The sequence below is a fragment of the Sphingomonas sp. genome (genome assembly GCF_048595155.1).
Classification (GTDB): domain Bacteria; phylum Pseudomonadota; class Alphaproteobacteria; order Sphingomonadales; family Sphingomonadaceae; genus Sphingomonas_I.
The window spans coordinates 19,451-42,988 of the sequence record NZ_JBMDXN010000014.1; the positions used below are offsets into that span (position 1 = coordinate 19,451).

28 protein-coding genes are annotated in these 23,538 nt (G+C 65.5%); 7 read left to right on the forward strand and 21 right to left on the reverse strand.

The features are described from left to right. Positions 1 to 10: 10 nt before the first annotated feature. Genes ACOJSI_RS02970 through tldD form a run of 7 tightly spaced genes read right to left on the reverse strand, consistent with a single transcriptional unit; the run spans position 11 to position 8,538 of the window. Positions 11 to 3,223, reverse strand: coding sequence for an efflux RND transporter permease subunit (locus ACOJSI_RS02970; RefSeq protein WP_420136768.1), 3,213 nt, complete (start codon positions 3,221 to 3,223; stop codon positions 11 to 13). Between the two features lie 3 nt (positions 3,224 to 3,226). Beyond that, positions 3,227 to 4,381: an efflux RND transporter periplasmic adaptor subunit gene (locus ACOJSI_RS02975; RefSeq protein WP_420136769.1), complete on the reverse strand. Its 1,155-nt coding sequence runs from the start codon at positions 4,379 to 4,381 to the stop codon at positions 3,227 to 3,229. Continuing rightward, positions 4,378 to 5,634 (reverse strand): TolC family protein, encoded by a 1,257-nt coding sequence (locus ACOJSI_RS02980; protein WP_420136770.1) that lies wholly within the window; start codon positions 5,632 to 5,634, stop codon positions 4,378 to 4,380. The genes ACOJSI_RS02975 and ACOJSI_RS02980 overlap by 4 nt, the downstream gene beginning before the upstream one ends. 57 nt (positions 5,635 to 5,691) lie before the next feature. Continuing rightward, positions 5,692 to 6,021, reverse strand: a complete 330-nt coding sequence (locus ACOJSI_RS02985) for a hypothetical protein (RefSeq protein WP_420136771.1) — start codon at positions 6,019 to 6,021, stop codon at positions 5,692 to 5,694. Positions 6,022 to 6,058: 37 nt separating this feature from the next. Then, entirely contained in the window at positions 6,059 to 6,907 is an 849-nt protein-coding gene (locus tag ACOJSI_RS02990) for a patatin-like phospholipase family protein (RefSeq protein ID WP_420136772.1), read from the reverse strand. Positions 6,908 to 6,928: 21 nt separating this feature from the next. Continuing rightward, positions 6,929 to 7,114, reverse strand: a complete 186-nt coding sequence (locus ACOJSI_RS02995) for a DUF2007 domain-containing protein (protein ID WP_420136773.1) — start codon at positions 7,112 to 7,114, stop codon at positions 6,929 to 6,931. Further along, on the reverse strand, positions 7,114 to 8,538 hold the full coding sequence (gene tldD / locus ACOJSI_RS03000; RefSeq protein WP_420136774.1) for a metalloprotease TldD: 1,425 nt from the start codon (positions 8,536 to 8,538) through the stop codon (positions 7,114 to 7,116). The genes ACOJSI_RS02995 and tldD overlap by 1 nt, the downstream gene beginning before the upstream one ends. Before the next feature lie 226 nt (positions 8,539 to 8,764). Here tldD and ACOJSI_RS03005 point away from each other — a divergent pair, with 226 nt between their 5' ends. After that, entirely contained in the window at positions 8,765 to 9,079 is a 315-nt protein-coding gene (locus ACOJSI_RS03005; protein WP_420136775.1) for a GIY-YIG nuclease family protein, read from the forward strand. Positions 9,080 to 9,123: 44 nt separating this feature from the next. Here the strand turns inward: ACOJSI_RS03005 and ACOJSI_RS03010 are convergent, their stop codons facing one another. Then, positions 9,124 to 9,324: a zinc-finger domain-containing protein gene (locus ACOJSI_RS03010; protein ID WP_420136776.1), complete on the reverse strand. Its 201-nt coding sequence runs from the start codon at positions 9,322 to 9,324 to the stop codon at positions 9,124 to 9,126. 148 nt (positions 9,325 to 9,472) lie between these two features. Here ACOJSI_RS03010 and ACOJSI_RS03015 point away from each other — a divergent pair, with 148 nt between their 5' ends. Together ACOJSI_RS03015 and ACOJSI_RS03020 are read left to right on the forward strand one after the other, a co-directional pair. After that, the gene (locus tag ACOJSI_RS03015) at positions 9,473 to 10,468 is read left to right on the forward strand and encodes an adenosine kinase (RefSeq protein ID WP_420136777.1); all 996 of its coding nucleotides are present in this window, start codon (positions 9,473 to 9,475) and stop codon (positions 10,466 to 10,468) included. Between the two features lie 91 nt (positions 10,469 to 10,559). Then, entirely contained in the window at positions 10,560 to 11,573 is a 1,014-nt protein-coding gene (locus ACOJSI_RS03020) for an SDR family oxidoreductase (protein ID WP_420136778.1), read from the forward strand. 122 nt (positions 11,574 to 11,695) lie between these two features. Here the strand turns inward: ACOJSI_RS03020 and ACOJSI_RS03025 are convergent, their stop codons facing one another. The 7 genes from ACOJSI_RS03025 to hisB form a co-directional block, all read right to left on the reverse strand. Next, a complete protein-coding gene (locus ACOJSI_RS03025) occupies positions 11,696 to 13,297 on the reverse strand; it encodes an amino acid permease (RefSeq protein ID WP_420136779.1) in 1,602 nt (533 codons plus the stop codon). A gap of 83 nt (positions 13,298 to 13,380) precedes the next feature. Further along, on the reverse strand, positions 13,381 to 13,758 hold the full coding sequence (locus ACOJSI_RS03030) for a histidine triad nucleotide-binding protein (protein WP_420136780.1): 378 nt from the start codon (positions 13,756 to 13,758) through the stop codon (positions 13,381 to 13,383). Positions 13,759 to 13,818: 60 nt separating this feature from the next. Continuing rightward, complete coding sequence (locus tag ACOJSI_RS03035; protein WP_420136781.1) at positions 13,819 to 14,136, reverse strand: phosphoribosyl-ATP diphosphatase; 318 nt, start codon at positions 14,134 to 14,136, stop codon at positions 13,819 to 13,821. Positions 14,137 to 14,256: 120 nt separating this feature from the next. Further along, complete coding sequence (hisF, locus tag ACOJSI_RS03040; RefSeq protein WP_420136782.1) at positions 14,257 to 15,024, reverse strand: imidazole glycerol phosphate synthase subunit HisF; 768 nt, start codon at positions 15,022 to 15,024, stop codon at positions 14,257 to 14,259. Continuing rightward, positions 15,021 to 15,761 carry a 1-(5-phosphoribosyl)-5-[(5-phosphoribosylamino)methylideneamino]imidazole-4-carboxamide isomerase gene (hisA, locus tag ACOJSI_RS03045; protein WP_420136783.1) on the reverse strand — a complete coding sequence of 247 codons (741 nt, stop codon included), beginning with the start codon at positions 15,759 to 15,761 and terminating at the stop codon, positions 15,021 to 15,023. Before hisA ends, hisF begins: the two co-directional genes overlap by 4 nt. Further along, complete coding sequence (hisH, locus tag ACOJSI_RS03050) at positions 15,762 to 16,382, reverse strand: imidazole glycerol phosphate synthase subunit HisH (protein ID WP_420136784.1); 621 nt, start codon at positions 16,380 to 16,382, stop codon at positions 15,762 to 15,764. Further along, positions 16,375 to 16,971: an imidazoleglycerol-phosphate dehydratase HisB gene (hisB, locus tag ACOJSI_RS03055; RefSeq protein WP_420136785.1), complete on the reverse strand. Its 597-nt coding sequence runs from the start codon at positions 16,969 to 16,971 to the stop codon at positions 16,375 to 16,377. The genes hisH and hisB overlap by 8 nt, the downstream gene beginning before the upstream one ends. A gap of 74 nt (positions 16,972 to 17,045) precedes the next feature. Here hisB and ACOJSI_RS03060 point away from each other — a divergent pair, with 74 nt between their 5' ends. Further along, on the forward strand, positions 17,046 to 17,522 hold the full coding sequence (locus tag ACOJSI_RS03060; protein WP_420136786.1) for an SspB family protein: 477 nt from the start codon (positions 17,046 to 17,048) through the stop codon (positions 17,520 to 17,522). Between the two features lie 22 nt (positions 17,523 to 17,544). Here the strand turns inward: ACOJSI_RS03060 and ACOJSI_RS03065 are convergent, their stop codons facing one another. Next, on the reverse strand, positions 17,545 to 18,147 hold the full coding sequence (locus ACOJSI_RS03065) for a hypothetical protein (RefSeq protein WP_420136787.1): 603 nt from the start codon (positions 18,145 to 18,147) through the stop codon (positions 17,545 to 17,547). After that, complete coding sequence (locus ACOJSI_RS03070) at positions 18,131 to 18,805, reverse strand: ArsR/SmtB family transcription factor (protein ID WP_420136788.1); 675 nt, start codon at positions 18,803 to 18,805, stop codon at positions 18,131 to 18,133. Before ACOJSI_RS03070 ends, ACOJSI_RS03065 begins: the two co-directional genes overlap by 17 nt. Before the next feature lie 111 nt (positions 18,806 to 18,916). Here ACOJSI_RS03070 and ACOJSI_RS03075 point away from each other — a divergent pair, with 111 nt between their 5' ends. Both ACOJSI_RS03075 and ACOJSI_RS03080 read left to right on the forward strand, forming a co-directional pair. After that, positions 18,917 to 19,246 carry an NIPSNAP family protein gene (locus tag ACOJSI_RS03075; protein ID WP_420136789.1) on the forward strand — a complete coding sequence of 110 codons (330 nt, stop codon included), beginning with the start codon at positions 18,917 to 18,919 and terminating at the stop codon, positions 19,244 to 19,246. Beyond that, positions 19,243 to 19,590 carry an antibiotic biosynthesis monooxygenase family protein gene (locus tag ACOJSI_RS03080; protein ID WP_420136790.1) on the forward strand — a complete coding sequence of 116 codons (348 nt, stop codon included), beginning with the start codon at positions 19,243 to 19,245 and terminating at the stop codon, positions 19,588 to 19,590. Before ACOJSI_RS03075 ends, ACOJSI_RS03080 begins: the two co-directional genes overlap by 4 nt. On the opposite strand, the gene ACOJSI_RS03085 is transcribed toward ACOJSI_RS03080, so the two are convergent. Genes ACOJSI_RS03085 through ACOJSI_RS03095 form a run of 3 tightly spaced genes read right to left on the reverse strand, consistent with a single transcriptional unit; the run spans position 19,591 to position 21,716 of the window. Next, on the reverse strand, positions 19,591 to 20,586 hold the full coding sequence (locus ACOJSI_RS03085; RefSeq protein WP_420136791.1) for a cupin-like domain-containing protein: 996 nt from the start codon (positions 20,584 to 20,586) through the stop codon (positions 19,591 to 19,593). Between the two features lie 57 nt (positions 20,587 to 20,643). Next, entirely contained in the window at positions 20,644 to 21,318 is a 675-nt protein-coding gene (locus tag ACOJSI_RS03090) for an HAD family hydrolase (protein ID WP_420136792.1), read from the reverse strand. Positions 21,319 to 21,323: 5 nt separating this feature from the next. Next, entirely contained in the window at positions 21,324 to 21,716 is a 393-nt protein-coding gene (locus tag ACOJSI_RS03095; protein WP_420136793.1) for a PRC-barrel domain-containing protein, read from the reverse strand. A gap of 136 nt (positions 21,717 to 21,852) precedes the next feature. Here ACOJSI_RS03095 and fumC point away from each other — a divergent pair, with 136 nt between their 5' ends. Beyond that, entirely contained in the window at positions 21,853 to 23,241 is a 1,389-nt protein-coding gene (gene fumC / locus ACOJSI_RS03100) for a class II fumarate hydratase (RefSeq protein WP_420136794.1), read from the forward strand. 16 nt (positions 23,242 to 23,257) lie between these two features. Here the strand turns inward: fumC and ACOJSI_RS03105 are convergent, their stop codons facing one another. Beyond that, the gene (locus ACOJSI_RS03105) at positions 23,258 to 23,473 is read right to left on the reverse strand and encodes a hypothetical protein (RefSeq protein WP_420136795.1); all 216 of its coding nucleotides are present in this window, start codon (positions 23,471 to 23,473) and stop codon (positions 23,258 to 23,260) included. Positions 23,474 to 23,538: the final 65 nt, after the last annotated feature.

The window sequence follows — 23,538 nt, forward strand, 5'->3', positions numbered from 1 at the left end:
TAAGCGAGGTTTATGACGGTTGGGAATGCGCTTGGTCCGTTCGGGATGGGCCGACCGATCCGCGCCCGAAGCGGGCGTAGAGTGTCGGCAGTACGAACAAGGTCAGCAGGGTGGCGGAGATCAGCCCGCCGATCACCACCGTGGCGAGCGGCTTCTGCACCTCCGCACCCGCACCGTGGCCGAGCGCCATCGGTACGAAGCCGAGACTGGCGACCAAAGCGGTCATCGCGACCGGGCGCAGGCGGGCAAAGGCGCCGTCTCGCGCGGCGGTGGCGCGATCGACGCCGCGTGCCACCAGATCCTGGATCGCGCCGATCATCACCAGTCCATTGAGGACGGCGATCCCCGACAGCGCGATGAAGCCGACCGCGGCCGAGATCGAGAAGGGCATGCCGCGCAGCCACAAGGCGAGAACGCCCCCAATGAGCGCCAGCGGAACACCTGTGAAGACGATCGCCACGTCCCGCACCGAGCCCAGCGCGCCGTAAAGCAACAGCAGGATAATCGCGCCGCAGACGGGTAGGACTATGGCGAGCCGGGCGCGGGCCGATGCCAGATTTTCGAACTGCCCGCCCCATGCGAGATAGGTTCCCGGGGGCAACGCAACCTGCGCGTCGATAGCGGCCTTGGCATCGGCGACGACGCTCGCGACATCGCGATCGCGGACATTGGCCTGCACTACGATCCGGCGCTTGCCATTTTCCCGGCTGACCTGATTGGCCCCCTCCACTACCGCGATGTCGGCAACGGTCGAGAGCGGCACGAATACGCCGCCGGCCGCCGGGACCGGCAGTTGCGCTATCTGGGTCGGATCGGCGCGGGCGGCGTCGGCGAGCCGGATCGTTACCGGGAAGCGCCGATCGCCTTCAAAGATCATGCCGGCGTCACGCCCTCCGATCGCGGCCGCAACCACATCCTGCACGTCGCCGGCGGTCATGCCGAGGCGCGACATCGCCATGCGATTGGGGCGGATGTCGAGCATCGGCAGGCCCTGGGTCTGCTCGACCCGGATGTCGGCGGCGCCCTTCGTCTGGCGCAGCACTGTCGCGATCTGCTCCGCCGCCATATTCATGGCGCGGAAGTCATCGCCGAACAGCTTGATGGCGATGTCGCCACGCACTCCGGCGATCAATTCGTTGAAGCGCATCTGGATGGGTTGCGTGATCTCATAGGCATTGCCGGGCAGGCCAGCGAGCCGCTGTTCGATACGATCGACCAATGCTGCCTTCGGCAGACCCGGATCAGGCCATTGTTTGCGCGGCTTCAGGATCACGAATGTGTCCGTCGCATTGGGCGGCATAGGGTCGCTTGCGATTTCGGACGTGCCCGTGCGCGAGAAAACGAACCGCACCTCCGGCTCACGCAGCAGCGCCCCCTCGACGCGAAACTGCATCGCCTGGCTTTGATCGACCGACGTGCCGGGGATGCGCACCGCCTGCACCAATATATCGCCCTCATCCAGCTGGGGCAGGAATTCCTGGCCGAGGGCCGCGAAGGCAGCGGCTGCCAGCGCGAGCGCGCCGAGCGCGACGCCGATGGTTGCGCGAGGCCGTGCCATCGCGCGGGTGAGGCCGGGCTGATAATGGCGCCGCAGCCAGGCGACGATGCGGCCCTCCTCCTCGCGCACCGGTCTGGTGAGGAAACAGGCAATGGCGGCGGGCACGAAGGTGAGCGAGAGGATGAAGGCGCAGAGCAAGGCGAGGATGACGGTGAGCGCCATCGGCTCGAACATCTTGCCCTCGACTCCGCTGAAGGTCAGCAGGGGCGCGTAGACGAGGATGATGATCGCCTGGCCATAGACGGACGGGCGGATCATCTCCCGCGCGGCAGCAGCGACGATGGCGAGCCGGTCGGTGCGGGGCAGAGCGTCTGGGCGGCCATGCTGGGCCTCGGCGAGCCGTCGCAGCGCATTTTCGACGATGATGACCGCGCCATCCACGATCAGGCCGAAATCGAGCGCGCCGAGGCTCATCAGATTGGCGGAAATGCCGGCGCGTATCATGCCGATGCCGGTCAGCAGCATCGTGATCGGGATGACCAGAGCGGCGATCAGCGCGGCTCGCACATTGCCGAGCAGCAGGAAGAGGATGACGATGACGAGCAGCGCGCCTTCGGCGAGGTTGCGCCCAACCGTGGCAATGGTGTCATCGACCAGCTGAGTACGATCGAGCACCGGCTTGACGATGACATCGGTCGGCAGCGTTCGGCCGATGTCTTTGAGGCGCGTCGCCACACCGGCGGAGACGGTGCGGCTATTCTCGCCGATCCGCATGACGGCGGTGCCGACGACGACCTCATGGCCGTTTTCCGAGGCCGAACCGGTGCGCAATGCTTGGCCCGTCCGGACGGTCGCCACTTGATTAAGCAGGATCGGTACGCCTTCGCGCGTCACGATGACGGTGCGGGCGAGATCGTCGAGCGTGCGCAGCCGGCCATCGGCGCGCACGGTCAGCGCCTCGCCATTGCGATCGACGACACCCGCGCCGATGCTGCTATTGTTCCGCTCCAGCGCGGTGGCGAGATCCTGCAGGCTGAGCCGCATGGCGGCGAGCCGCTGCAGATCGGGCTGCACCAGATATTGCTTGGTATAGCCGCCGAGACTGTCGATGCCGGCAAGGCCCGCCTGGCCCTTCAGCTGCGGTGCGACGATCCAGTCCTGCACGGTGCGCAGATAGGTGGCCTTGTCCGCCGGGCTGACGAGATGATCGCCCTCCGGGGTGATATAGCTATCATCCTGTTGCAGGCCGGGCTCGCCATCGCGGTGGCGGACGCGGTCGAGCTCGCGATATTCGACCGTCCACATGAAGATGTCGCCAAGGCCGGTCGCGATCGGTCCCATCTCCGGCACGGTGCCGTCGGGCAGGCTCTCCTCGGCCGCGCGCAACCGCTCGGCGACCTGCGCGCGCGCGAAATAGATGTCCGTCCGTTCGCTGAAGACGGCGGTGATCTGGGCGAAGCCGTTGCGGCTGAGCGAGCGGGTGTGATCGAGGCCGGGAATGCCGGCGAGTGCGGTCTCGATGGTGAAGGCGACCTGCTTTTCGACCTGGTCGGGCGAGAGCGCCGGCGCGCGTACGTTGATCTGCACCTGATTGTTGGTGATGTCCGGCACGGCGTCGATCGGCAGCTGCGGGAGCGTCGCCAGGCCGAGCAAGGCTGCGGCGGCGGTGAAGATAAGGACCAGCCATCTTTTCTCGACGGCGAGGGTGACGGTGCGGCTGATCATGGCTCAGTCCTCATCCTGCGCGGCGCTCTTGCCGAGCTCGGCCTTGAGCATGAAGGAATTGGTCGAGGCGATCCGCTCGTTGCCGGTTAGGCCCTTGGTTATGGTGACCGAGCCGCCATGGGTGCGGCCAAGCGCGACCGGCGTCGCACGGAAGCCGGTAGGCATGCGGACGAAGATGTGCGGCTTGTCCGCAATCATCTGAACCGCCGCGGACGGTACGGCGATGGTGCGCTCGCCGGTCGCCGACAACAGCACGGACACCGCGACATTTTCGCCGGGTCGCCAGTGACTCGCATCATTGTCGAGCGTCGCAATGACCGGCACGAGCCGCGTCGTCTCATCTACGATCGGCGAGATGTAGGTGACCCGCCCGGCCTGGCGTCGGCCCGTCGCGGTTACTTCGACCTGCGTGCCGGGGCGCACGCGCCCGGCATCGGCCGGCACCAGCGACATGGTGACGGTGACCCGGCGCAGATTGGCGATGCGGAACAGCTCGGCATCGACCGCGACCTGCTGCCCCAACATGGCCGAGCGGGCGATGACCTGACCCCTGGCGGGCGCACGCACCACGATGCGGTTGAGCGCGCCGCCGCCGACACCCGTGGCGGAAAGCTGCTGCTGGGCAAGCCGGAGCGCGATGTCCGCTTCCGCTGCGGTGGTGCGGGCGGCGATCAGGTCCTGCTCGGGCGAGACCCGTTCGGCGAACAGGCGCTGTTCCCGGCGAAGATTGGCGTGGGCGAGGGCTGCACGAGCGCGCGTCGCGGCGATCTCTGCCTGCAGGGTCGCGGCGTCGCGGCTCTCGATCACGGCCAGCACAGTGCCACGGTCGACAGGTTGGCCAAGATTGCGGGTGAGCTGGACCAGCCGTCCACCGATTGCAGCGGGAACCACGTACACGTCGGCAGGGTCGGCCTCGATCGTCGCGGGCAGCTCGACGGCACCAGCCACGCCGCCGATGCTGGGACGGGTCACCTCGATCCCGGCGTCGGCAATCTGCTGATCGGACAGGATGACCTGCCTGATATCGTGCGACGGTTCGGCTTTCTCCCGCGTCTGCCCGGATGGCGCGGCTGTCTTGGATTTTTCTCCTTCGGAAGATCCACAAGAGGCGAGCAGGGCGGCGGCGGGCAAGGCGGCCCAGCCAAAGCGGTACGTCATGGGTTATTCTCCTCGGGCGCGGGCGTGGTCAGCCGATCGAGCCGGGCCTGGGCGTCATGGAAGGCGGCGAGCGCATCGATCGCCGCGCGCCTCGTGTCGGCAAGGGTGCGCTCCGCATCGAGCAGGTCGAGCTGGCCGAACTTGCCTTCGCGATAACCGATACGGGCAATGCGCGCGGCCTCGCGGGCGGCGGCGAGCGCCGGCCCGGCCAGCGTGCGCGCGTTGCCGGCGGCATTGTCCGCTTCGACCTGGGCGCTGGCGATTGCCTGGGCTGCATCGACCAAGATGGCGCGCCGTTGCGCCTCGGCCTGCCGTCGACGGGCGGAGGCGAGATCGACACTCGCGCGGCCACTATTGGAGAGCGGTAACGGGATCGAGATGCCGACGACCGCCGCCATATCGTTCGTTTGTTCGAGCCGGCGCGCGCCGGCGGTGAGCGTCAGATCGGGGACACGCTGGCTTTGGGCGAGGCGGATCTGCGCGGCGGCCGCCCTGACATCGGTCTGGCTCGCCGCCGCCGCGAGCGTTCCTGCCGGCGCGATTGGCCGTAGCGGGCCCGGCCCGGCAATGCGATCGAACCAGTCGAGATCGATCCCCCCCATCGGTGCGCCTGTCAGCCGGCCGAGCGCCTGCAGCGCGAGGGCGGCATTGCGCTCGGCGCGCTCGGCAGCGCCTTCGGCGGCGATCCGCGCGACATCGGCGCGTTGCGCCTCGAGCGGCGAGGCCCGGCCCGCTTTGACGCGGACCTGCGCGGCATGCAGGCCCTCGGTCGCAATCGTGACCTGTTCACGCGCGATCGCCGCGCGCGGCCGGGTTGCGGCGGCCTCGTTATAGGCCTGCGTGACGCGCAGCCGCAGGTCCGCCTGCGCGACGGCGGCGTCGAGCGCGGCGCGCTGGGTCTCCGCGTCCGCAACGGCCAGGCGAGCGGTGCGCTTGCCGCCGCGCTCGACCGGGAGCGCCAGGCTGACCGTCGTTTCCGACGATCTGAGGCCGCGATAGAGGCCGCTGCCCGCAATATTCTCGCTCTCGGCAATGAGCGAGGGATTGGGACGCAGCCCGGCGATCCGGCGTTGCGCTGCGGCTGCCTGAATACCGGCGGCGGCAGCTTCGCGGGCGGGCGAGACGGCGCCGGCACGTTCCAGCGCTTCGGATAAGGTAAGGACCGAGCCCGGCCGCGCGGACGGGTCCGTCTGCGCCTGCAGCGACGATGCGCAGACGCCAGCGGCCAAAGCGGCCGCGATGATGCGATACATGAAGATGCTCCTGACGAAGATCGACGAAAGGCGCGCTGTGCGCACCCGCTTCGTTCGTCAGGCTTGGGGCGGCCTCGCGGCGACGCCGGGAGAAATAGCGGCGAGGATCGGGGAGGCGCAGCTGGGGGCGGCGTCCTTGTCAACGCAATAGAAGGTGGGCGGCGGGGCGATGATCGGCGCGCCGACATCATGGCCGTGACAGCCGCCATGATGGTGAGGCAAGGCATTGTCGCTATCGCCCGGCACTTCGTCGCCATCGCCTGGCATGTGCACGGTGAAGGCGACACTGCCGATACGCCCGCCGGCCGCTTCTGCCGCATGCGCCATGCCGGACCAGCCGGTGAGAACCAGCATCAGGCAGGCGAGGATGGGCAGCAGCTTGCGCACGGCCGGCGGCTTAGCATGCGGCGCCGGGTTTCGGAACCTAGGCGATGGGTGAGGCGGCGACTGCCCTGCGGGATCGTTCCAATGCCGCCTGGATGGCGGGCAAGGCTGCGGTAACCGCATCGCGGCCCAGCTGGATCAGTTCGATCGCGCGGGTGAAGGCGCCGGTGCTGATATGGCCGATCGGGATCGTGATCAGCACTTCGGGCGGGTCGAGCGCGACCGCCTGCCGCGTCTGATTGGTGACCATCATCAGGAAGGCGGATCGCAGCGTGCCGAACGCGCTGCCCTCGCCCGCCTCCCTGCTCGCGCGGATATAGCCGGCATAATCGCTCATCAGATCGATCGCGACCAATGGACGCGCGGGGGCAAGCGCCCGGGCGGCGCCGATCGGCACATTGGCGACCATGCCACCGTCAATCAGCAGACGCCCATCGCGCGCGATCGGCTTGAAGATGCCGGGCAGGCCGATCGAGGCCTGGACCGCGCTGATCGCCGGGCCCGACATCAGGCGCACTTCTTCGGCCGTGTGGAGATCGGCGGCCACCAGCGCGATCGGGATCGGCACGTCTTCCAGCTGTAGATCGGCGAAATGCTCGGATAGCTCGCGCGCGATGCGGCGGCCACCGAGCCAGCCGCCGCGACCGAGATTGGGATCGAGATAGGCCAGGACGCGGCGGTGCGTGGTGCCGAGGGCGATCGTTTCCAACACATCCAGGCGTTCGGTCGCAAGGCAGAGCGCCGCCAAAGCGCCGATCGACGTACCGGCGATCGCACCCACGCCGACGCCGTGTTCCCGCAAAACCTGCAGCGCGCCGATATGCGCCCAACCGCGGGCCGCGCCGCCGCCCAGCGCCAATGTTATACCTTTAGTTGTCGCGTCGGACATGGCTTGTTTAGACAGCGCGTATCAGGAGGCTTCGCGCAACACCTGACGCGCGGCGGCATCGTCTTCGTCTAGTACCATCAGCCGCGCCGGGACGAGCATCATCTCCTGATCGAAGATGAAGCTTTCGATACCGGCGCTGGCGAGCAGCGAGCGGGCAATGGCGATCTCGCCCCGGTCGGTATAGCGGGCGAGCTCGACCAAGGGCATCAGGCGGCGGTGCCGCCCACGGTGAGGCCGTCGATCAGCAAGGTCGGCTGGCCGACGCCGGCGGGAACCGACTGACCGCCCTTGCCGCAAATGCCGACCCCTTCGTCCAGCGCCATGTCGTTGCCGATCGCAGCAACCTTGGTCAGCACGGTCGGGCCGTCGCCGATCAGGGTCGCGCCCTTGATCGGGGCGCCAAGCTTGCCGTTCTCGATCTTGTACGCCTCGGTGCAGCTGAACACGAACTTGCCGCTGGTGATGTCCACCTGGCCGCCGCCAAACGACTTGGCGTAGATGCCGTTCTTGACCCGGCTGAGAATTTCCTCCGGATCGTCCTTGCCGCCATGCATGAAGGTATTGGTCATGCGCGGCATCGGCGCGTGCGCGAAGCTTTCGCGGCGGCCATTGCCGGTGGGCGCGGCGCCCATCAGCCGCGCGTTCAGCCGATCCTGGATATAGCCCTTGAGGATGCCGTCTTCGATCAGCACGTTGGTCTGCGTTGGCGTGCCCTCGTCGTCTATCGTGAGACTGCCGCGGCGGCCTTCGATCGAGCCGTCGTCGACGACGGTGACGCCGGGGGCGGCAACGCGCTCGCCGATGCGGCCGGCGAAGGCGCTGGTGCCCTTGCGATTGAAATCGCCTTCCAGGCCGTGGCCGACCGCCTCGTGCAGCAGCACGCCGGGCCAGCCGGGGCCGCATACCACGGTCATCTCGCCGGCTGGTGCGGGAACGCTGTCCAGATTGACCAGCGCCTGCGCGAGCGCCTGATCGATCGCGCGGTTCCAGGTCGCGGCTTCGAACAGCTGATCATAGAGGTAGCGGCCGCCAAGGCCGAAGAAGCCGGTCTCGCGCCGGCCATTCTGCTCGACCACGATCGAGACGTTGAGGCGAACGAGGGGGCGCACGTCATGGGCGACGAAGCCATCGGGCCGCACGATCTCGACCACGCTCCACGAGCCGGACAGGCCGACCGAAACCTGTTGCACACGGGGATCGCGCGCGCGGGCGGCGGCATCGACCTGCTGGCAGAGCGCGACCTTGCGCGCGAACGGGATAGCCGAGAGCGGATCCTCGCCGGTGTAGAGCTGTGCATTGGTCCGCCGTGGCGGCGCGGCACGGCCGGGCTGGGCGGGATCGAGCAGGGTCATCGTCTCGGCGGCGCGGATGATCGCGGCTTCGCTCACCTCATTGGCGTGGGCGAAGGCGGTGGTCTCGCCTGACAGACCGCGCAGGCCGAAGCCGGTCTGGGTGTTGAAATCAGCGGTTTTCAGCCGGCCATCGTCGAAGCCGAAGGACTCGCTTGCAATATATTGGAGGTAGAGTTCGCCATCATCGCAATTGCGCAAGGCATCGCCGGTCAGGCGGATCGCCGCCTCCGGATCGAGATCGCGGTAGAGGAAGCGGCGGGGATCAGCGATGATGGTCATGGCGGAGATATAGGAGGCTTGGCCGCCGCTCGAAAGCGGTGATGGTGAAGTTTCAGGGGCGGGGTGGGCGCGAGGGTGGCCGGTGTCCGCTATTGCTTATTGGTCGTTGGTGGTGAGATGGACCCTGAAACAAGTTCAGGGTGACGGTGGAGTATAGAAACGCTCCAGCACAAACTTCCGTCATGCTGAACTTGTTTCAGCATCCATCGAGAGGCAATCTGCGGCGATGAGGGAGCGGCAGCCGTGCGTCTATATTCTAGCGAGCGGTCGCCTCGGTACTCTGTACATCGGTGTGACATCCAATCTGATGGTGCGGCTTCATCAGCACCGGGAAGGTTTGACCGACGGGTTCACGCGAAAACACGACGTAAAGCGGCTGGTCCGTTACGAGCTGTTCGAAGACACGCCCATCGCGATCGCCCGGGAGAAGCAGCTCAAGCGCTGGCATCGCGATTGGAAGATCAATTTGATCGAACAGGATAATCCCGATTGGGCCGACCTTGCGGTGGCCTTGGGATTTGCCCCGCTCGTCAGTGTCTGAGGCTCGATGGATGCTGAAACACGTTCAGCATGACGATGCCAGACCTAGTGCGCGGCTTCGGTATCCGCGGGGCCGCCGATCAGGATGAAACGGCGGTCGCAATAGCCGCAGTCGACATAGCCCTTCTCGTCAATCTCCAGATAGACGCGCGGGTGGCCGAGGGCGGCTCCGCCCGGGATGTCGGTGGCACCATCGCAGGCCACGCGGGCGGTTGCGACTCGGGAGATTTCGGGGGCTGGCTGCATCGCGGATGGCGATAGCAAGGCTAGTGCAGGAAGATCAACGGCGGTTGCGCGGGTGCGTGTGCTTATCTAGAGCGCGCTGCATGAGCGCGGGGTGTCCATGCCCTTTTCGTTGCGCCCGCCGAGTTCCGCTCCAGGAGATTTCCCACACATGACCGAACCCACGCTCGACATCGTCGCGATCGGCAATGCCATTGTCGACGTCATCGCCCAGGCCGACGATTCCTTCGTCACGTCGGAGGGCGTGGCCAAGGGATCGATGCGGTTGATGGACGAGGCGACCAGCGACAGCCTCTACTCGCGCATGGGCCCGGGACGCGAGATTAGCGGTGGATCGGCCGCCAATACGGTGGCCGGCATGGCAATGCTGGGCTGCAAATGCGGCTTCATCGGCCAGGTCGCCGACGATCAACTGGGCGCCGTTTTCCAGCACGATATTCGCGCTAATGGCGTGGCGTTCGATACACCCACGCGCCCGGCCCAGCCGAGCACGGCCCGCTGTCTGATCCTGGTCACGCCGGATGCGCAGCGGACGATGAACACCTTTCTTGGCGCATCGCAATATCTGCCGGCATCCGCGCTGGATCGCGACCTGATCGCGTCTGCTAAAATCCTGTATCTGGAAGGCTATCTGTGGGATCCGGAAGAGCCGCGCGCCGCGATGCGGGCCGCCATCCAGATCGCGCATGATGCGGGCCGCAAGGTCGCTTTCACGCTCAGCGATACCTTCTGCATCGCACGCCATGGCGACGATTTCCGCAAACTGATCGCCGAAGGCACGATCGACATCCTGTTCGCCAATGAAAGTGAGCTGCTGGCGTTGACCGGCGACAGCGATTTCGACGCGGCGCTGGGCAGCGTATCCGCGCAGGTCGAGACGCTGGTGGTCACCCGCGGCGCGGCCGGTGCGGTCGGCATTCAGAAGGGCGAAACCGCGTCGGTGCCAGCCGAGCCGATCGAGAGGATCGTCGATACGACCGGTGCGGGCGATCTGTTCGCGGCCGGCTTCCTGGCGGGGCAGGCCCAAGGTCGCTCGCTGGAAGACAGCTTGCGCATGGGCGCGATCGCCGCGGCGGAAGTCATCTCCCATTACGGCGCTCGCCCCGAGGCCAAGCTGGACCAGCTGATCGCAAGCCGTCTTGGCTAACCTGCGTTAAAGAAACGCTTTTTCTCGTCCGCCGCTGAACCTTCCGGTGATCCGGAGGGTTCTGCATCCAGTCCCGAACAGGAGATTGGGCATGGCAGACGAGACAGGCGCGCCGTCCCGGCGTGACGTATTTGGCGTGGCCGCTGTCGGGATAGCGGCCGCTGCCGCGGTTCCAGCCAGGGCACAGCAACAGCAGGATCAGCCGGAAAAGCACGCGCCCGGCGCGCCGACAGCGCCTTTAACGGCCAATTACGCCAAGCCGCCTTTGCCCGAACAGCGCCAGCCTTGGCCGGCGCTGGCGTCCAAGATGACGCCGCGCCCGGACCATGGCGAAACCAGCTATAAAGGATCCGGCCGGCTGGCAGGGCGCAAGGCGCTTGTCACCGGCGGTGATTCCGGGATCGGCCGTGCCGCCGCGATCGCGTTCGCGCGGGAGGGCGCCGACGTGGCGATCAATTATTATCCGACCGAAGAACCGGATGCGCGCGAGGTGGTCGACCTGATCCGTCAGGCTGGCCGCAAGGCAGTGGCGTTGCCGGCCGACATCCGCACGCAGGGCGCCTGCCAGAAGCTGGTGACCGACGCGATGCGCGGGCTGGGCGGGCTGGATATCCTCGTCAACAATGCGGCTTACCAGCAGAGCAAGGAGTCGATCCTCGACATCAGTGACGAGCAGTTCGACCGCACCTTCAAGACCAACATTTATGCGACCTTCTGGATCACCAAGGCGGCGGTGCCGCACCTGCAGCCGGGCGCCGCGATCATCAACACGACGTCCATCAACGCCTATGAGCCGGAATCCGAAATCCTCGATTATGCCTGCACCAAGGGCGCGATCATGATCTTCACCAAGGCGCTGGCCAAGCAGCTCGCCAAGAAGGGCATTCGGGTGAATGGCGTGGCGCCGGGGCCGATCTGGACACCGCTGCAGGTAGCGGGCGGGCAATTGCCGGGCAAGATGGGCGAGTTCGGGGCGAATACGCCGCTGGGCCGGCCAGGTCAGCCGGCCGAACTGGCGTCGCTCTACGTGCTGCTGGCCTCGCAGGAAGATAGCTATTCGACCGGGCAGATCTTCGGCGCGACGGGTGGCCGTGGCGGGCCGTAGGCTGAGGTTGCCGCCTTAGCGGGCGAATTCTCTAAAGAGGCTTCAGCACCCCTCACTTTATTTCAGGGTGCTTTGGATCGCCGCCGGCTGCCGTCAGGCGGCCGGCGGCGCATGGTGTCGGATCATCGGGTGCCCGGCTGTGAAGGTTCGGTGCCGTGATAGGCATCCTCTTCCGGTACCTCGACAAGGCCCAGACCGACATGACTGCGGCTGCGGCTGTAGAGGAAGTAGACGAGCAGGCCGATTGCGCCCCAGGCGGGGAGAACCAGGATCGCCGTCCATGGCAGCGAAATATAGAGATATAGACAGCCGAAGATCGCCAGCGGGGCGATGATCCACACCAATGGCATACGGAACGGGCGATGGCGGGTCGGATCGATCTTGCGCAGCACCATCACCGATATCGCGACCATCAGGAAGGCGAAGAGCGTGCCGGAGTTGGAATAATCGGCAAGCTTGCCGACCGGCAGGATCGCGGCGGCAATGGTGGCGGCGACGCCGGTGACGATGGTGACGACATGCGGCGTGCGATAGCGCGGATGCACCGATGCCAGCTTCTCCGGCAGCAGGCCGTCGCGGGCCATGGTGAAGAAGACGCGGGTCTGACCGAACATCATCATCAGCACGACGGAGGGCAGCGCCAGCACTGCTGCCAAGCCCACGAGGCGGCCGATACTATGCCAGCCGAGCGTATCCAGAACATGGACCAGGGCCTCCTTGGAGCAGACCAGGGGCTCGAGCGCACCGCTTGCGACGACGGAGGCGCAGCGGCCGGCCAGTTCCGGCGACCCTGGCGCCAAAGGCACGCCGGACGGCCCCATTTGGGGCTGCGCGCCGATCGCGCCGATCGCGCCCGACGCCACCAGGATATAGAAAGCCGTGCAGATGAAGAGGCTGGCGATCAGCCCGATCGGCACATTGCGCTGCGGATTCTTGGTCTCCTCCGCCGCCGTCGAAACCGCGTCGAAGCCGACATAAGCGAAGAAGATCGATGCGGCAGCCCCCATCACGCCGGTGGCGCCGGTTGGCATGAAGGGATCGAAATTTGTCGCATTCAATACCGGCAGGGTGAGAATGACAAAGGCTGTCAGGGCAAGGATCTTGATCGCGACCAGCACAGCGTTGAAGCGCGCGCTTTCGGTGGTGCCGATGATCAGCAGCCAGGTCACGAATACGCACACGATAATCGCTGGAACGTTGACCCATCCGCCCACCTGAAGCGCCATGGTAAGGTCCTTCGACGGCGTCGCGCCAAAGGCGAGCTGCACCTTGGCCATCAGCGCGTCGGCATTGCTGAGAGCAGCCGGGAAGTGGAAGCCCAGGCCGTTCAGCAAGCCGACCGCGTGGTTTGACCAGCCGACCGCGACCGCGCTCGCGCCGACCGCATATTCCAGGATCAGGGCCCAACCCACCATCCAGGCGAGCAATTCCCCGACCACGGCATAGCTGTAGGTGTAGGCCGATCCGGATACCGGCACCATCGATGCCAATTCGGAATAGCACAGAGCCGCCACCGCACAGACGGCGCCCGCGACGATGAAGGACAGCAGCATGCCCGGGCCGGCCTTCTGCGCGGCTTCCGAGGTAAGCACGAAGATACCGGTGCCGATGACCGCGCCGATGCCGAGCATCGTGAGCTGGAAAGCGCCGAGGGTGCGATGCAGACCCTTTTTCTCGGCGGTAAGCATGATAGCGTCGAGTGGCTTGACGCGGTCGAAAAGCATGAAGATCCCCTTGCGACGGCGTTCGAAGCGCCTGCTTATGCGGAGGAGCCTAACGGCTTGCGCTCACAGCGCAATAGCGTGCCTTACCATGGTAGCATCGGTCCGAGCGGCTTTCCGCCGAATAGATGGACGTGGAGGTGCGGAACCTCCTGTCCGCCATGGCCGCCGGTGTTGGCCAGCAGGCGATAGCCGGGCTCCACCAGCCCGTTGTCCCGCGCAACTGTGCCGACCGCCCGCACGAAACCCGCAATCTCAGTCTCGGACGCCTTCGCGGAGAAATCGTCCCAGGACGCGTAAGGTCCCTTGGGTATCACGAGGATGTGGAGGGGCGCCTGCGGATTGATGTCATGAAAGGCGAGGGCAAACTCGTCTTCATAGACGGTCTTGGCCGGTATCTCGCCGCGCAGGATACGCGCGAAGATGTTGCTGTCGTCATAAGGCAAGGTGGCGTCGATCGGCATGCTAGGTCCTCGTCAACCGCAAGGGCTGTGCCTAGCCGCGGAGTAGACCCCGAAACAAGATCACACCGCGCGCGCGGCTTTCTCGTCATGGCCGGACACGCCTTCGCGGCGGTCCAGTTCGGCGAGGACATCGGAAAGGGGCACGTCGGCATCCGCCAGCAGAACCAGAAGGTGGAAGATCGTGTCGGCGGCTTCGCCTGTCAGCGCTGCCTTATCTTCGCTCAGCGACGCGACGATCGTCTCGACTGCTTCCTCGCCCAGCTTGCGGGCGATCCGACCGCGGCCCTTGGCGAACAGGCTTGCCACATAAGACGACGCCGGATCGGCCCCCTTGCGGCTGGCGATGGTCGCTTCGAGGCGGGCGAGCGTGTCGGACATGGGTGTAAAAATTCCGTTCGTCCCGAGTAGCCGTCGAGCCTGTCGAGAGCCCGTATCGAGGGATGTCTCGATACGGGCTCTCGGCGATGCTCGAACCCTACTCGACCCGAACGGCGAAGTTCAAGGGACGCGCCGCACCGGCAAACCGGCTTCGGCCAGCGCGGCGTGCGCTTCGGCAACGCTATGCTCGCCGAAATGGAATATCGACGCCGCGAGAACGGCGCTGGCATGCCCTTTGGTCACACCCGCGACGAGATCGTCGAGTGTGCCGACGCCACCACTGGCGATGACGGGAACGGCGACTGCATCGGCGATCGTGCGGGTGAGGGCGAGATCATAGCCGCCTTTGGTACCGTCATTGTCCATCGAGGTGACCAGCAACTCGCCCGCGCCGAGTTCGGCGAGGCGCACGGCATGTTCGACCGCATCGATGCCGGTCGCGCGGCGGCCACCATGAGTGAAGATCTCCCAGCGGCCGCGCCCGACGGCCTTGGCATCGACGGCGCCGACGACACATTGCGCGCCGAAGCGATCGGCAAGATCCGCCGCCAGTTCCGGCCGGGCGACGGCCGCGGAGTTGATGGCGACCTTGTCCGCGCCGGCCAGGAGCAAAGCGCGGGCATCTTCGGGTGTACGGACCCCGCCGCCGACCGTGAGCGGCATGAAACAGACCGCGGCCGTGCGGGCGACGACGTCAAGGATAGTGCCGCGCGCTTCATGGCTCGCGGTAATATCCAGGAAGCAAAGCTCGTCGGCCCCGGCGGCGTCATAGACCTTGGCTTGCTCGACCGGATCGCCCGCATCGGCGAGGTCCAGAAACTGCACGCCCTTCACCACGCGCCCACCCGCCACATCGAGGCAGGGGATGACGCGGACGCGGACGGTCACAGGCTCTCGTCGCGGGCGAGCCGCAGCGCTTTGCGCAGATCCAATTTGCCTTCGTAGAGCGAGCGGCCGCAAATCACGCCTTCGATGCCTTCGCTGGCGTGGCGGGCGAGATCGGCAATATCGACCAGGCCCTTGACGCCGCCACTGGCGATGACGGGCAGGCGGGTGTTGCGCGCCAGTTCGGAGGTGGCGCGCACGTTGCAGCCTTTGAGCAAACCGTCGCGGCCAACATCGGTAAACAGGGCGGCAGCAACGCCAACGTCGGCGAAGCGGTTCGACAGCTCCGCCGCCGTCATATCGGAGGTTTCCGCCCAACCGTGGGTGGTGACCATGCCATCGCGCGCGTCGACGGCGACGACGATGCGGCCGGGCAGTGCGGCTGCGGCAGCACGAACGAAATCCGGATCGTGGAGGGCGGCGGTGCCGATCACCACCCGCGACACGCCGCGTTCCAGCCAGCGATCGACCGCGCCGCGATCACGAATGCCGCCGCCGACCTGCACCTTGCCGGGGAAGTTCTGCACGATTTCGGCCACGATCGCGCCATTGACCGAGGCACCGGCAAAGGCGCCGTCGAGATCGACGACGTGGAGATGATCCGCACCCTGCTCGTGAAAGACGTTGGCCTGCGCGACCGGATCGTCATTATAGGTCGTGGCGCGATCCATGTCGCCTTCGGACAGGCGGACGACCTTGCCGCCCTTCAGATCGATTGCGGGATAGACAATGATGCTCATTCAGGGGCGCCAATCGAGAAAGCGGGCGAGAAAGGCGAGACCATAAGCCTGGCTCTTTTCGGGGTGGAACTGCGCGCCGACCAGATTGTCGCGCGCTACGGCGGCCGTAACGGTGCCGCCATGATCGGTCGTGGCGGCGAGCGTACTTTCTTCGGTGGTGCGGAAGGCGAAGCTGTGCAGGAAATAGGCCTCACCCGGCACGATAAGGGGGTGCGCGATGACGGGCACCACATCATTCCAGCCCATATGGGGTACGCGTATCTGAGGATCGGCCGGCTCGAGCTTGGCGACCGTGCCGGGGATCCAGCCGAGACCCGGGTGGGTGCCGAACTCCTCGCCCGCATCCGCCATCAATTGCATCCCGACGCACACGCCAAGGAACGGGGCGCCCTGCTGGATGACGCGGCTATTGAGCGCATCGACCATGCCCGGAATGGCGGACAGGGCACCCATGCAGGCGGCAAAGGCGCCGACCCCCGGCAGGACGATCCGTTCGGCCCGCAGTACATCCTCCGGCTCTGCGGTGACGCGCACGTTGGTGGCGCCGGCGGTGCGAAGCGCGTTTTCGACCGAACGAAGGTTGCCGGCGCCGTAATCGATCAGCGCAAGGCCCTCAGGCACCGCCGAGCGTCCCCTTGGTGGAAGGGATAGCGTCGGCCTTGCGCGGATCGATCTCGATCGCCTGGCGCAGCGCGCGTGCGCAGCCCTTGAAGATGCTCTCGCAAATATGATGGTTGTTGCGGCCGTAGAGCGTCTCGATGTGGAGCGTCATGCCCACTTCGCCCGCAAAGCTGTGAAACCAGTGGTCGATCAGCTCGGTATCCAATTCGCCCAATTTGGTTTGGGTGAATTCTGCCTTCCAGACGAGAAAGGGGCGCCCCGAAATATCGATCGCGATCCGGCTCAGCGTCTCGTCCATCGGCGAATAGGCCGTACCGAAACGGGTGATGCCGCGCCGATCGCCCAACGCCTTGGCGATCGCCTGGCCCAGCGCCAGCGCCGAATCTTCCGTCGTGTGATGCTGATCGATATGGAGATCGCCATCCACCTTCAGCTGGATGTCGATCAGCGAATGCCGCGATAATTGCTCGATCATGTGATCGAGAAAACCAATGCCGGTTTTGATGTCGTAAATGCCCGACCCGTCAAGGTTTACCGCGACGTCGATCGCGGTCTCGGCAGTGTTGCGGCTGATGGAGGCGGTGCGCATGGACGGTCGCTATAGCGCCGAACCGGTGACAGGCAACGCTTGACCCGTGTCGCGGCTCCGTTCACTTGGGCGATATGACTGAGGGCGCGCCCGATAGCTTGATTCCCTATGACGAGATCGTCCAGGACGCCTTGCGCGCCGTGGTCGGTCGCGTGCTGGGTCAGGCCGAGACCGCCGGCTTGCCCGGCAACCACCATTTCTACATCACGTTCAAGACCGGTGCGCCGGGCGTCGACATTCCGAAGCATCTGACCGATCGCTATCCGGACGAGATGACGATCGTGATCCAGAATCGCTATTGGGATCTGCGCGTCAGCGACACCGGGTTCGAGGTCGGCCTGTCCTTCAACCAGGTCGGATCGAAGCTTTCGATCCCCTTCGCGGCGATCACCGCCTTCCACGATCCAGCGGTCGACTTCGCGCTCCACTTCTCGGCCCAGGTTGAGGATCAGCAGCCGGAAGAGATTGCGGAAGCGGAAAATGATCCGATCGTCCGTCCGGCGGAAGACGGCTCCAACGTCGTCTCGGTGGATTTCACCCGCAAGAAATAAGCGCCGGGCGACGCTCCGTCATTTATTTTTGCTTCGCCTGCGCTGCCCTCTGGCGTGCCGCGCAGGCGCGCACCGCGTCCAGCGCAATGCCGATCCCCGTTACATCGGTGCGGATGCGCGCTTGCGAAGCCTCCCACGATAGCGTCTTGGCGCGGGCCAGTCGGGCGGCGAGTTGCTCGTCGAATATAGGCGCCAGCATTATATTGTTGAGCAAGCTAGCCTGCATGACGCGCGGCGGATCATCGTCGATACGCAATTGAAAATGTACCTCGCCCGTCCCCATCGACCAATCTTCATGGCCGCCGACCAGGATCAGCTTGCCATCCTTATTTAGCATCAGCGACGTGTTGATGTCCGAGCCTTCGAGCCGGGCCACGCAGGGCGGCCGTGCGATGAACGGCAGGTCCTGCACCATCATCCATTTGCCGGCCCCCACTATCGGCGTGAGCGGTGGGACTGCCGCCAAAGATGGTCCCGCGGCAATCAGCAGTGCAAGGAGGGCGTTACGTATACGCATTGTTACTTTCCAGGCGAAGGTCTCGCCACGATCAAGGCCTAACCGACGGTCCTTCTGTTCCTGAATCAACGTCCCGTAGTCGCGGGACCGGCTAAGCATCGATCCCAAAATAGTGCTGCATTGCTCGTTTGCCGGATATGGTGATCGTGACCGATCGGCTGCCGGCGACGCGCTGGATCCAGCCTTGCGCGGCGAAGGCGCGGTAAAGCGCGGTGCCGATCGCGCCACCTAGGTGATGACGCCGCTCGCTCCAATCGAGACATAAGCGGCAGAAGATCACGCTCGTACCGGGCGCGGGTGCGATCTCGACACCGAGCTCAGCAAGCCATGTCCGCCCGCCTTCGGTCAGCAGCGCGCCATCCTCCCCCACCGCGATCAGTCCGCGCACAATCAAGGTGTCGGCGAGAGCCACGGCAGTAGCACCGGCGAGATGATCGTAGCAGGTGCGCGCATGTCGCATCTCCGCATCCTGTGGACCGGTGCGGATCGGGGGCGGGGCGGCGCCAACCATCATCGCCTCGATCATCTTCGCAACGGCTGGCGACGCCAGCCGGTAATAACAATGCCGCCCCTGCTGCTCGCCTGCCAGCAACGCCGCCTGCACCATCCGCCCAAGATGGCCGCTGGCGGTCTGCGGACGCACGCCGGCGACGCGAGCCAGTTCCCCAGCGGTCAGGGCGCGGCCGTCCATCAGCGCGACCAGCATCGCGGTGCGCGCCGGCTCACCCATCAATGCCGCAGCTTCGGCCAGCCCGGTAATGCTCACCACGCCCTCCTCGCGTGGCGTTTATCGATGCTGCCGGCCAAATGGTTCGGTCGCGACCGAAACGTCGCCCGGCGGCAGTCCCTTAGGGCAGGTGGAGAAGGGAGACTGGCCATGATTACCTGCTTCATCCGCTACGAGCTTGATCCTTACAAGATCGACGCGTTCGAGGACTATGCCCGCGCCTGGGGCGAAGCGATCCCACGCTGCGGTGCTGACCTGATCGGCTATTTCGCGCCCTATGAGGGGTCCGCAACGACGGCGTACGGCGTCTACACGATCGAAGATCTTACTGCATATGAGGCCTATCGGACGCGACTCGCTGGCGATCCGATCGGCCGGGACAATTACGCGCTAAGCCGGCGCGAACAGTTCATCCGGCGCGAGGACCGGCTGTTCTTGCGGAATATCTCACTACCGCATGCGCCGTTGGTGCGGCGGTGATCGCGGTCCTGTTCGAAGTGCTGCCTGCCGAAGGGGAAAGGTCCCACTATCTGGATCTTGCGGCCGATCTGCTGCCGGACGTGCAGGGCGTAGACGGCTTCCTTTCCATCGAGCGGTTCGAAAGCCTGTCCCAGCCCGGCAAGCTGCTGTCGCTGTCCTTCTGGGAGGATGAACGCGCGGTCGCGGCATGGCGTAACCATGCGCGGCATCGCGCCAGCCAGGATGCCGGAAAGCACGGCGTGTTCCGCGATTATCGGCTGCGGATCGCAGCCGTCCTGCGCGATTATGGGATGCGGGATCGTACCCAGGCGCCGGACGACAGCCGCGCCGCGCACGGCGGCTGATCAGCGCGTCATCAGGCCGCCCAGTTGCTGGCGGATGCGGTGCTTGACGTCTTCGCCGAGCGTGCCTCGGATGCCGCGCCTTTCCGCTGGCACATGGGCAGCGGCATCTTCGGCGAACACGAGCTGTTCGAACATGGGCGCCCAGGCGGCGCGCTGTTCGGCAGGCAGACCCGAAAAGGCCAGGAAGGCGTGAACCAGGGCATCGATCGGTTGGAGCCCAGGCTGCGCCGGCGGCGCCTCATTCCACCAATAATTGGCGAGCATGTTGAAGCGCTCGGTGGCACGGACATGATGCCACCACATATAGGGAATGTAGATGGCATCGCCCGGCGCGAGATCGGCGGTTTGAGACACGGCGAGCGCGTCTGCGAAACCAGGGAAACGCGCAGGGTCGGGCGCGTCGAAATCGATCAGGCTGACCGGCGTACCCGCGGGCGTGAACTCGAACGGGCCGATCGCGAGATTGCTGGCCTGATCGGGGGGGAAGAGCGTGAAGCGGCGCTTGCCCGCCACCACCACCGCGATGTTCGAGAACATGTCGTGATGCGCGCTGACCACCACCTGGTTACCGATCCACAGGCGCGGCGCCACCGGTATGCCGATCAGATCGAGCCGGTGGGTATCGGAAAAGCCGGGGAGGGTGGTGCGCGCTTCGATCGCCTGGGCCGCGATCGCCGGTGGAGCTGGATCGTGCAGCGCGGCCATAAGCGCCGCGACGATTTCCGGCAGGCTCGACGGACGGCGCTCAAAATTGAGGCCGCTCATGTCGGCATTGTAAAAGAAGCAGCCATGTATCTCGGGTGGCCCGATCAGCATGTCGCACGCATGGTCGGCGGCGTGGTCGGTGAGGTAGGCGGCTATGCCTTCGGCGGACGTGGCAGCCCGGACCGCGGGCCAGTCGGCGGCAAGGCCGCGAAAGACCGCCGGCTGTGCGGCGGGCATGATCTCTTCGCGGAACCGACGTGCGTCGATGTCGTGATGATCCTGAATCTGCACGCCGCCCTCCCTCGGAACCTTGTATCGCGCGGGCGGCGCGGCGCCAGCCCTGCCGGATCAGCGTGCCAGAGGCGAGGTCTCGAAGTTGTCGAGCAGATCGGCCACATCGGTATAGATCGCGACCGCGTCTGCCAGCGCCTCCCGATCGAAGCCGCCCGATAGAACGGCGACCGTGCCGATCCCGCTCTTGCCGGCAGAGGCGACATCATAGGGTGTGTCGCCGACCGCCAGAACCTGGTCGGGCTGCAGCCCGTCTAGTTTCTTGAGCGCGACCGCGAAAATGTCTGGTGCGGGCTTGGAAGTTTCGACGTCGTCGATGCTGGTCGTGGCGGTAACCAGATCGCGCGCCTCCATCAGATCGAGATAATGATCGAGCTGCTCCTGTGCGGCCGAGGAGGCGAAGACGACCTTCACGCCGGCGTCGCACAACCGGGCGAGCAGGTCGCGCGCATGCGGGAAGGGCTTGGCCCGGCCGATATAACCCTGCTTGAAAATGTCGCCTTCCCGCGTACCGAGCCGCTTCTGCGTTGCTTCGTCGAGGTCGGGGGCCAGCGCAGGCACCAAATTGTCGCCGCCCTTGCCGATCTGCCCGGCAATTCGGTCCGAGGGCATCACGAGGCCCTCCTCGGCAAACGCGTCCTGCCAGGCGCAGACGTGCAGGTCGTTGCTGTCGATCAGCGTGCCGTCGATATCGAACAGCGCCGCGCGGATCGTCTTGGGGGCCTCTCCCACGATGCTTAGATCGCTCCGGCGAAATAATCGGTGATGCGGCGGCCATATGCATCATCGAACACCGGGGCATTATCGATCCGGAAGCTGGGCGAGCCGTCCAGCATCCTTTTGTCGAGCTTGACCACATAGCCGCCTTGGTCTTCGGAATAGGAAAAAGCCGACCATGGCAGGGGATGATAGGCTTGGCCGAGACCGAGGAAGCCGCCGGTCGAGATAACGACATAGGCGACCTGTCCGGTGCGTTTATTGACCATGAAATTGTGGACGACGCCAATCTTGTCGCCGTCGCGTCCGAACACCTTCGTTCCTTCGATACGGTTCGACGCGATCAGTGACGATGTCTCGGTCGCCGCCACCGCGGGTTCGGTTTGCGGCGCGCTGCTCTCGCTCTGGTCCATCCTTGGTCTCCTCGCCGCTTCAACTGTGGGCGCTCGGCCGTGTTCCCGGCAGCGGGATCGGGGGTTAGTGCTTTTTGTCCTCGCCATTGGCGAGGGATGACCTACCTAAGGCAGCCCAGGATCGCGAGGGACCCTTATGACCACACGCACGGAAACCGACAGCTTCGGCCCAATCGAAGTTCCCTCCCACGCTTATTGGGGCGCCCAGACCCAGCGCTCGATCGAGAATTTCCCGTTCGGCCCGCGCGAGCAGATGCCGATCGGCATCATCCATGCGCTGGCGATCGTGAAGCAGGCGGCGGCGCGGGTGAATCGCAAGCATGGCCTGGACGGCCGGATTGCCGACGCGATCGAGCAGGCGGCTGCGGCTGTCGTTGCCGGCCAGCATGACGATCAATTCCCGCTGGTAATCTGGCAGACCGGCTCCGGCACCCAATCGAATATGAACGTCAACGAAGTGATCGCGGGGATCGCCAACGAGGCACTGGCGGGTACGCGCGGCGGCAAGACGCCGGTCCACCCCAATGATCATGTCAACATGAGCCAGTCGTCCAACGACAGCTTTCCGACGGCCTTGCACATCGCTGCCGCGCGCGCGGTGAACGACCGGTTGTTCCCGGCGCTGGACGGCATGCTGGCGACACTGGAGGACAAGGCCCGCGCCTGGGACGATATCATCAAGATTGGCCGCACCCATCTGCAGGATGCGACGCCGCTGACGCTGGGGGATGAATTTTCCGGTTATGCGGCGCAGGTCGCGCGCAGCCGCAAGCGGATCGAGCCGGTCATCACCAACGGCATGTATCAATTGGCACAGGGCGGCACCGCGGTCGGGACCGGCTTGAACGCACCCCCAGGCTTTGCCGAAGAGATTGCCGCCGAGATCGCGGCCATCACCGGCTTCCCCTTCGTTACCGCCCCCAACAAGTTCGAAGCGTTAGCTTCGAACGACGCGCTGGTGCATCTTTCGGGCACGCTCAATGTGCTGGCGGTCGCGCTTAGCAAGATCGCCAACGATATCCGGCTACTGGGCTCCGGCCCGCGCTGCGGCCTTGGCGAACTGAAGCTGCCGGAAAACGAGCCGGGCAGCTCGATCATGCCGGGCAAGGTGAACCCGACCCAGTGCGAGATGCTGACCATGGTGGCGGCGCAGGTGATGGGCAATAATGTCGCGATCACGGTCGGCGGCCTGCAGGGCCATATGGAGCTGAACGTTTTCAAGCCGCTGATCGGCGCCAACGTGCTGCGCTCGGTCGAGCTGCTGGCGGTGGGCATGGAAAGCTTCCGCGAGCGTGCGCTGGAGGGGCTGGAGCCGGACCGCGAACGGATTGCTTCGCTGCTCGATCGATCGCTAATGCTGGTGACGGCACTTGCGCCGGAGATCGGCTATGACAATGCCGCAAAGATCGCCAAGCACGCCCACTATGAAGGGCTGACCCTGAAGGAAGCGGGCCTCGCGCTGGAGCTGGTCGATGCGGAAACCTTCGACCGGGTGGTCCTGCCGGAGCGGATGATCGGCCGCTAGGCGCGGCCGACATTCATCAGGACTCGCGAGGTTCGAACCGCGGATCGGTCAGCGTCTCGGCCTTTTTGTCATCCTTGGGTCGGTTGGCATAGAGCAAGGCTGCGACTAGTGCCGCCGATCCGATCCCGATCGCCACACCGGTCGCCGCGGCGCCGACATTCTTGTTGCGAGAGCGTCGCTTGTCGCTTTGTCCATCGCTCTTGCTGTTTTCGCTGCTGCGCGTGTCAGCCATGCCGCCTCCTTCAATCTTTTCCGCGCCTTAGCGCGGCATCGCGCCACAAATAAGGCAGCCGGTCT

What these genes read in the sequence shown, in the direction of transcription:
- hisA (WP_420136783.1), bottom strand. Translation starts at nt 15,761, where the DNA reads ATGAGCATCATTGTCTATCCCGCAATCGATCTGAAGGGCGGCAAGGTC.
- ACOJSI_RS03005 (WP_420136775.1), top strand. Translation starts at nt 8,765, where the DNA reads ATGAGGGAGCGGCAGCCGTGCGTCTATATTCTAGCGAGCGGTCGCCTC.
- ACOJSI_RS03030 (WP_420136780.1), bottom strand. Translation starts at nt 13,758, where the DNA reads ATGCCGATCGACGCCACCTTGCCTTATGACGACAGCAACATCTTCGCG.
- ACOJSI_RS03025 (WP_420136779.1), bottom strand. Translation starts at nt 13,297, where the DNA reads ATGCTTTTCGACCGCGTCAAGCCACTCGACGCTATCATGCTTACCGCC.
- fumC (WP_420136794.1), top strand. Translation starts at nt 21,853, where the DNA reads ATGACCACACGCACGGAAACCGACAGCTTCGGCCCAATCGAAGTTCCC.
- hisB (WP_420136785.1), bottom strand. Translation starts at nt 16,971, where the DNA reads ATGCGCACCGCCTCCATCAGCCGCAACACTGCCGAGACCGCGATCGAC.
- ACOJSI_RS03060 (WP_420136786.1), top strand. Translation starts at nt 17,046, where the DNA reads ATGACTGAGGGCGCGCCCGATAGCTTGATTCCCTATGACGAGATCGTC.
- tldD (WP_420136774.1), bottom strand. Translation starts at nt 8,538, where the DNA reads ATGACCATCATCGCTGATCCCCGCCGCTTCCTCTACCGCGATCTCGAT.
- ACOJSI_RS02970 (WP_420136768.1), bottom strand. Translation starts at nt 3,223, where the DNA reads ATGATCAGCCGCACCGTCACCCTCGCCGTCGAGAAAAGATGGCTGGTC.
- ACOJSI_RS02980 (WP_420136770.1), bottom strand. Translation starts at nt 5,634, where the DNA reads ATGTATCGCATCATCGCGGCCGCTTTGGCCGCTGGCGTCTGCGCATCG.
- ACOJSI_RS03105 (WP_420136795.1), bottom strand. Translation starts at nt 23,473, where the DNA reads ATGGCTGACACGCGCAGCAGCGAAAACAGCAAGAGCGATGGACAAAGC.
- ACOJSI_RS03075 (WP_420136789.1), top strand. Translation starts at nt 18,917, where the DNA reads ATGATTACCTGCTTCATCCGCTACGAGCTTGATCCTTACAAGATCGAC.
- ACOJSI_RS03035 (WP_420136781.1), bottom strand. Translation starts at nt 14,136, where the DNA reads ATGTCCGACACGCTCGCCCGCCTCGAAGCGACCATCGCCAGCCGCAAG.
- ACOJSI_RS03015 (WP_420136777.1), top strand. Translation starts at nt 9,473, where the DNA reads ATGACCGAACCCACGCTCGACATCGTCGCGATCGGCAATGCCATTGTC.
- ACOJSI_RS02975 (WP_420136769.1), bottom strand. Translation starts at nt 4,381, where the DNA reads ATGACGTACCGCTTTGGCTGGGCCGCCTTGCCCGCCGCCGCCCTGCTC.
- ACOJSI_RS03095 (WP_420136793.1), bottom strand. Translation starts at nt 21,716, where the DNA reads ATGGACCAGAGCGAGAGCAGCGCGCCGCAAACCGAACCCGCGGTGGCG.
- ACOJSI_RS02995 (WP_420136773.1), bottom strand. Translation starts at nt 7,114, where the DNA reads ATGCCCTTGGTCGAGCTCGCCCGCTATACCGACCGGGGCGAGATCGCC.
- ACOJSI_RS03020 (WP_420136778.1), top strand. Translation starts at nt 10,560, where the DNA reads ATGGCAGACGAGACAGGCGCGCCGTCCCGGCGTGACGTATTTGGCGTG.
- ACOJSI_RS03010 (WP_420136776.1), bottom strand. Translation starts at nt 9,324, where the DNA reads ATGCAGCCAGCCCCCGAAATCTCCCGAGTCGCAACCGCCCGCGTGGCC.
- ACOJSI_RS02990 (WP_420136772.1), bottom strand. Translation starts at nt 6,907, where the DNA reads ATGTCCGACGCGACAACTAAAGGTATAACATTGGCGCTGGGCGGCGGC.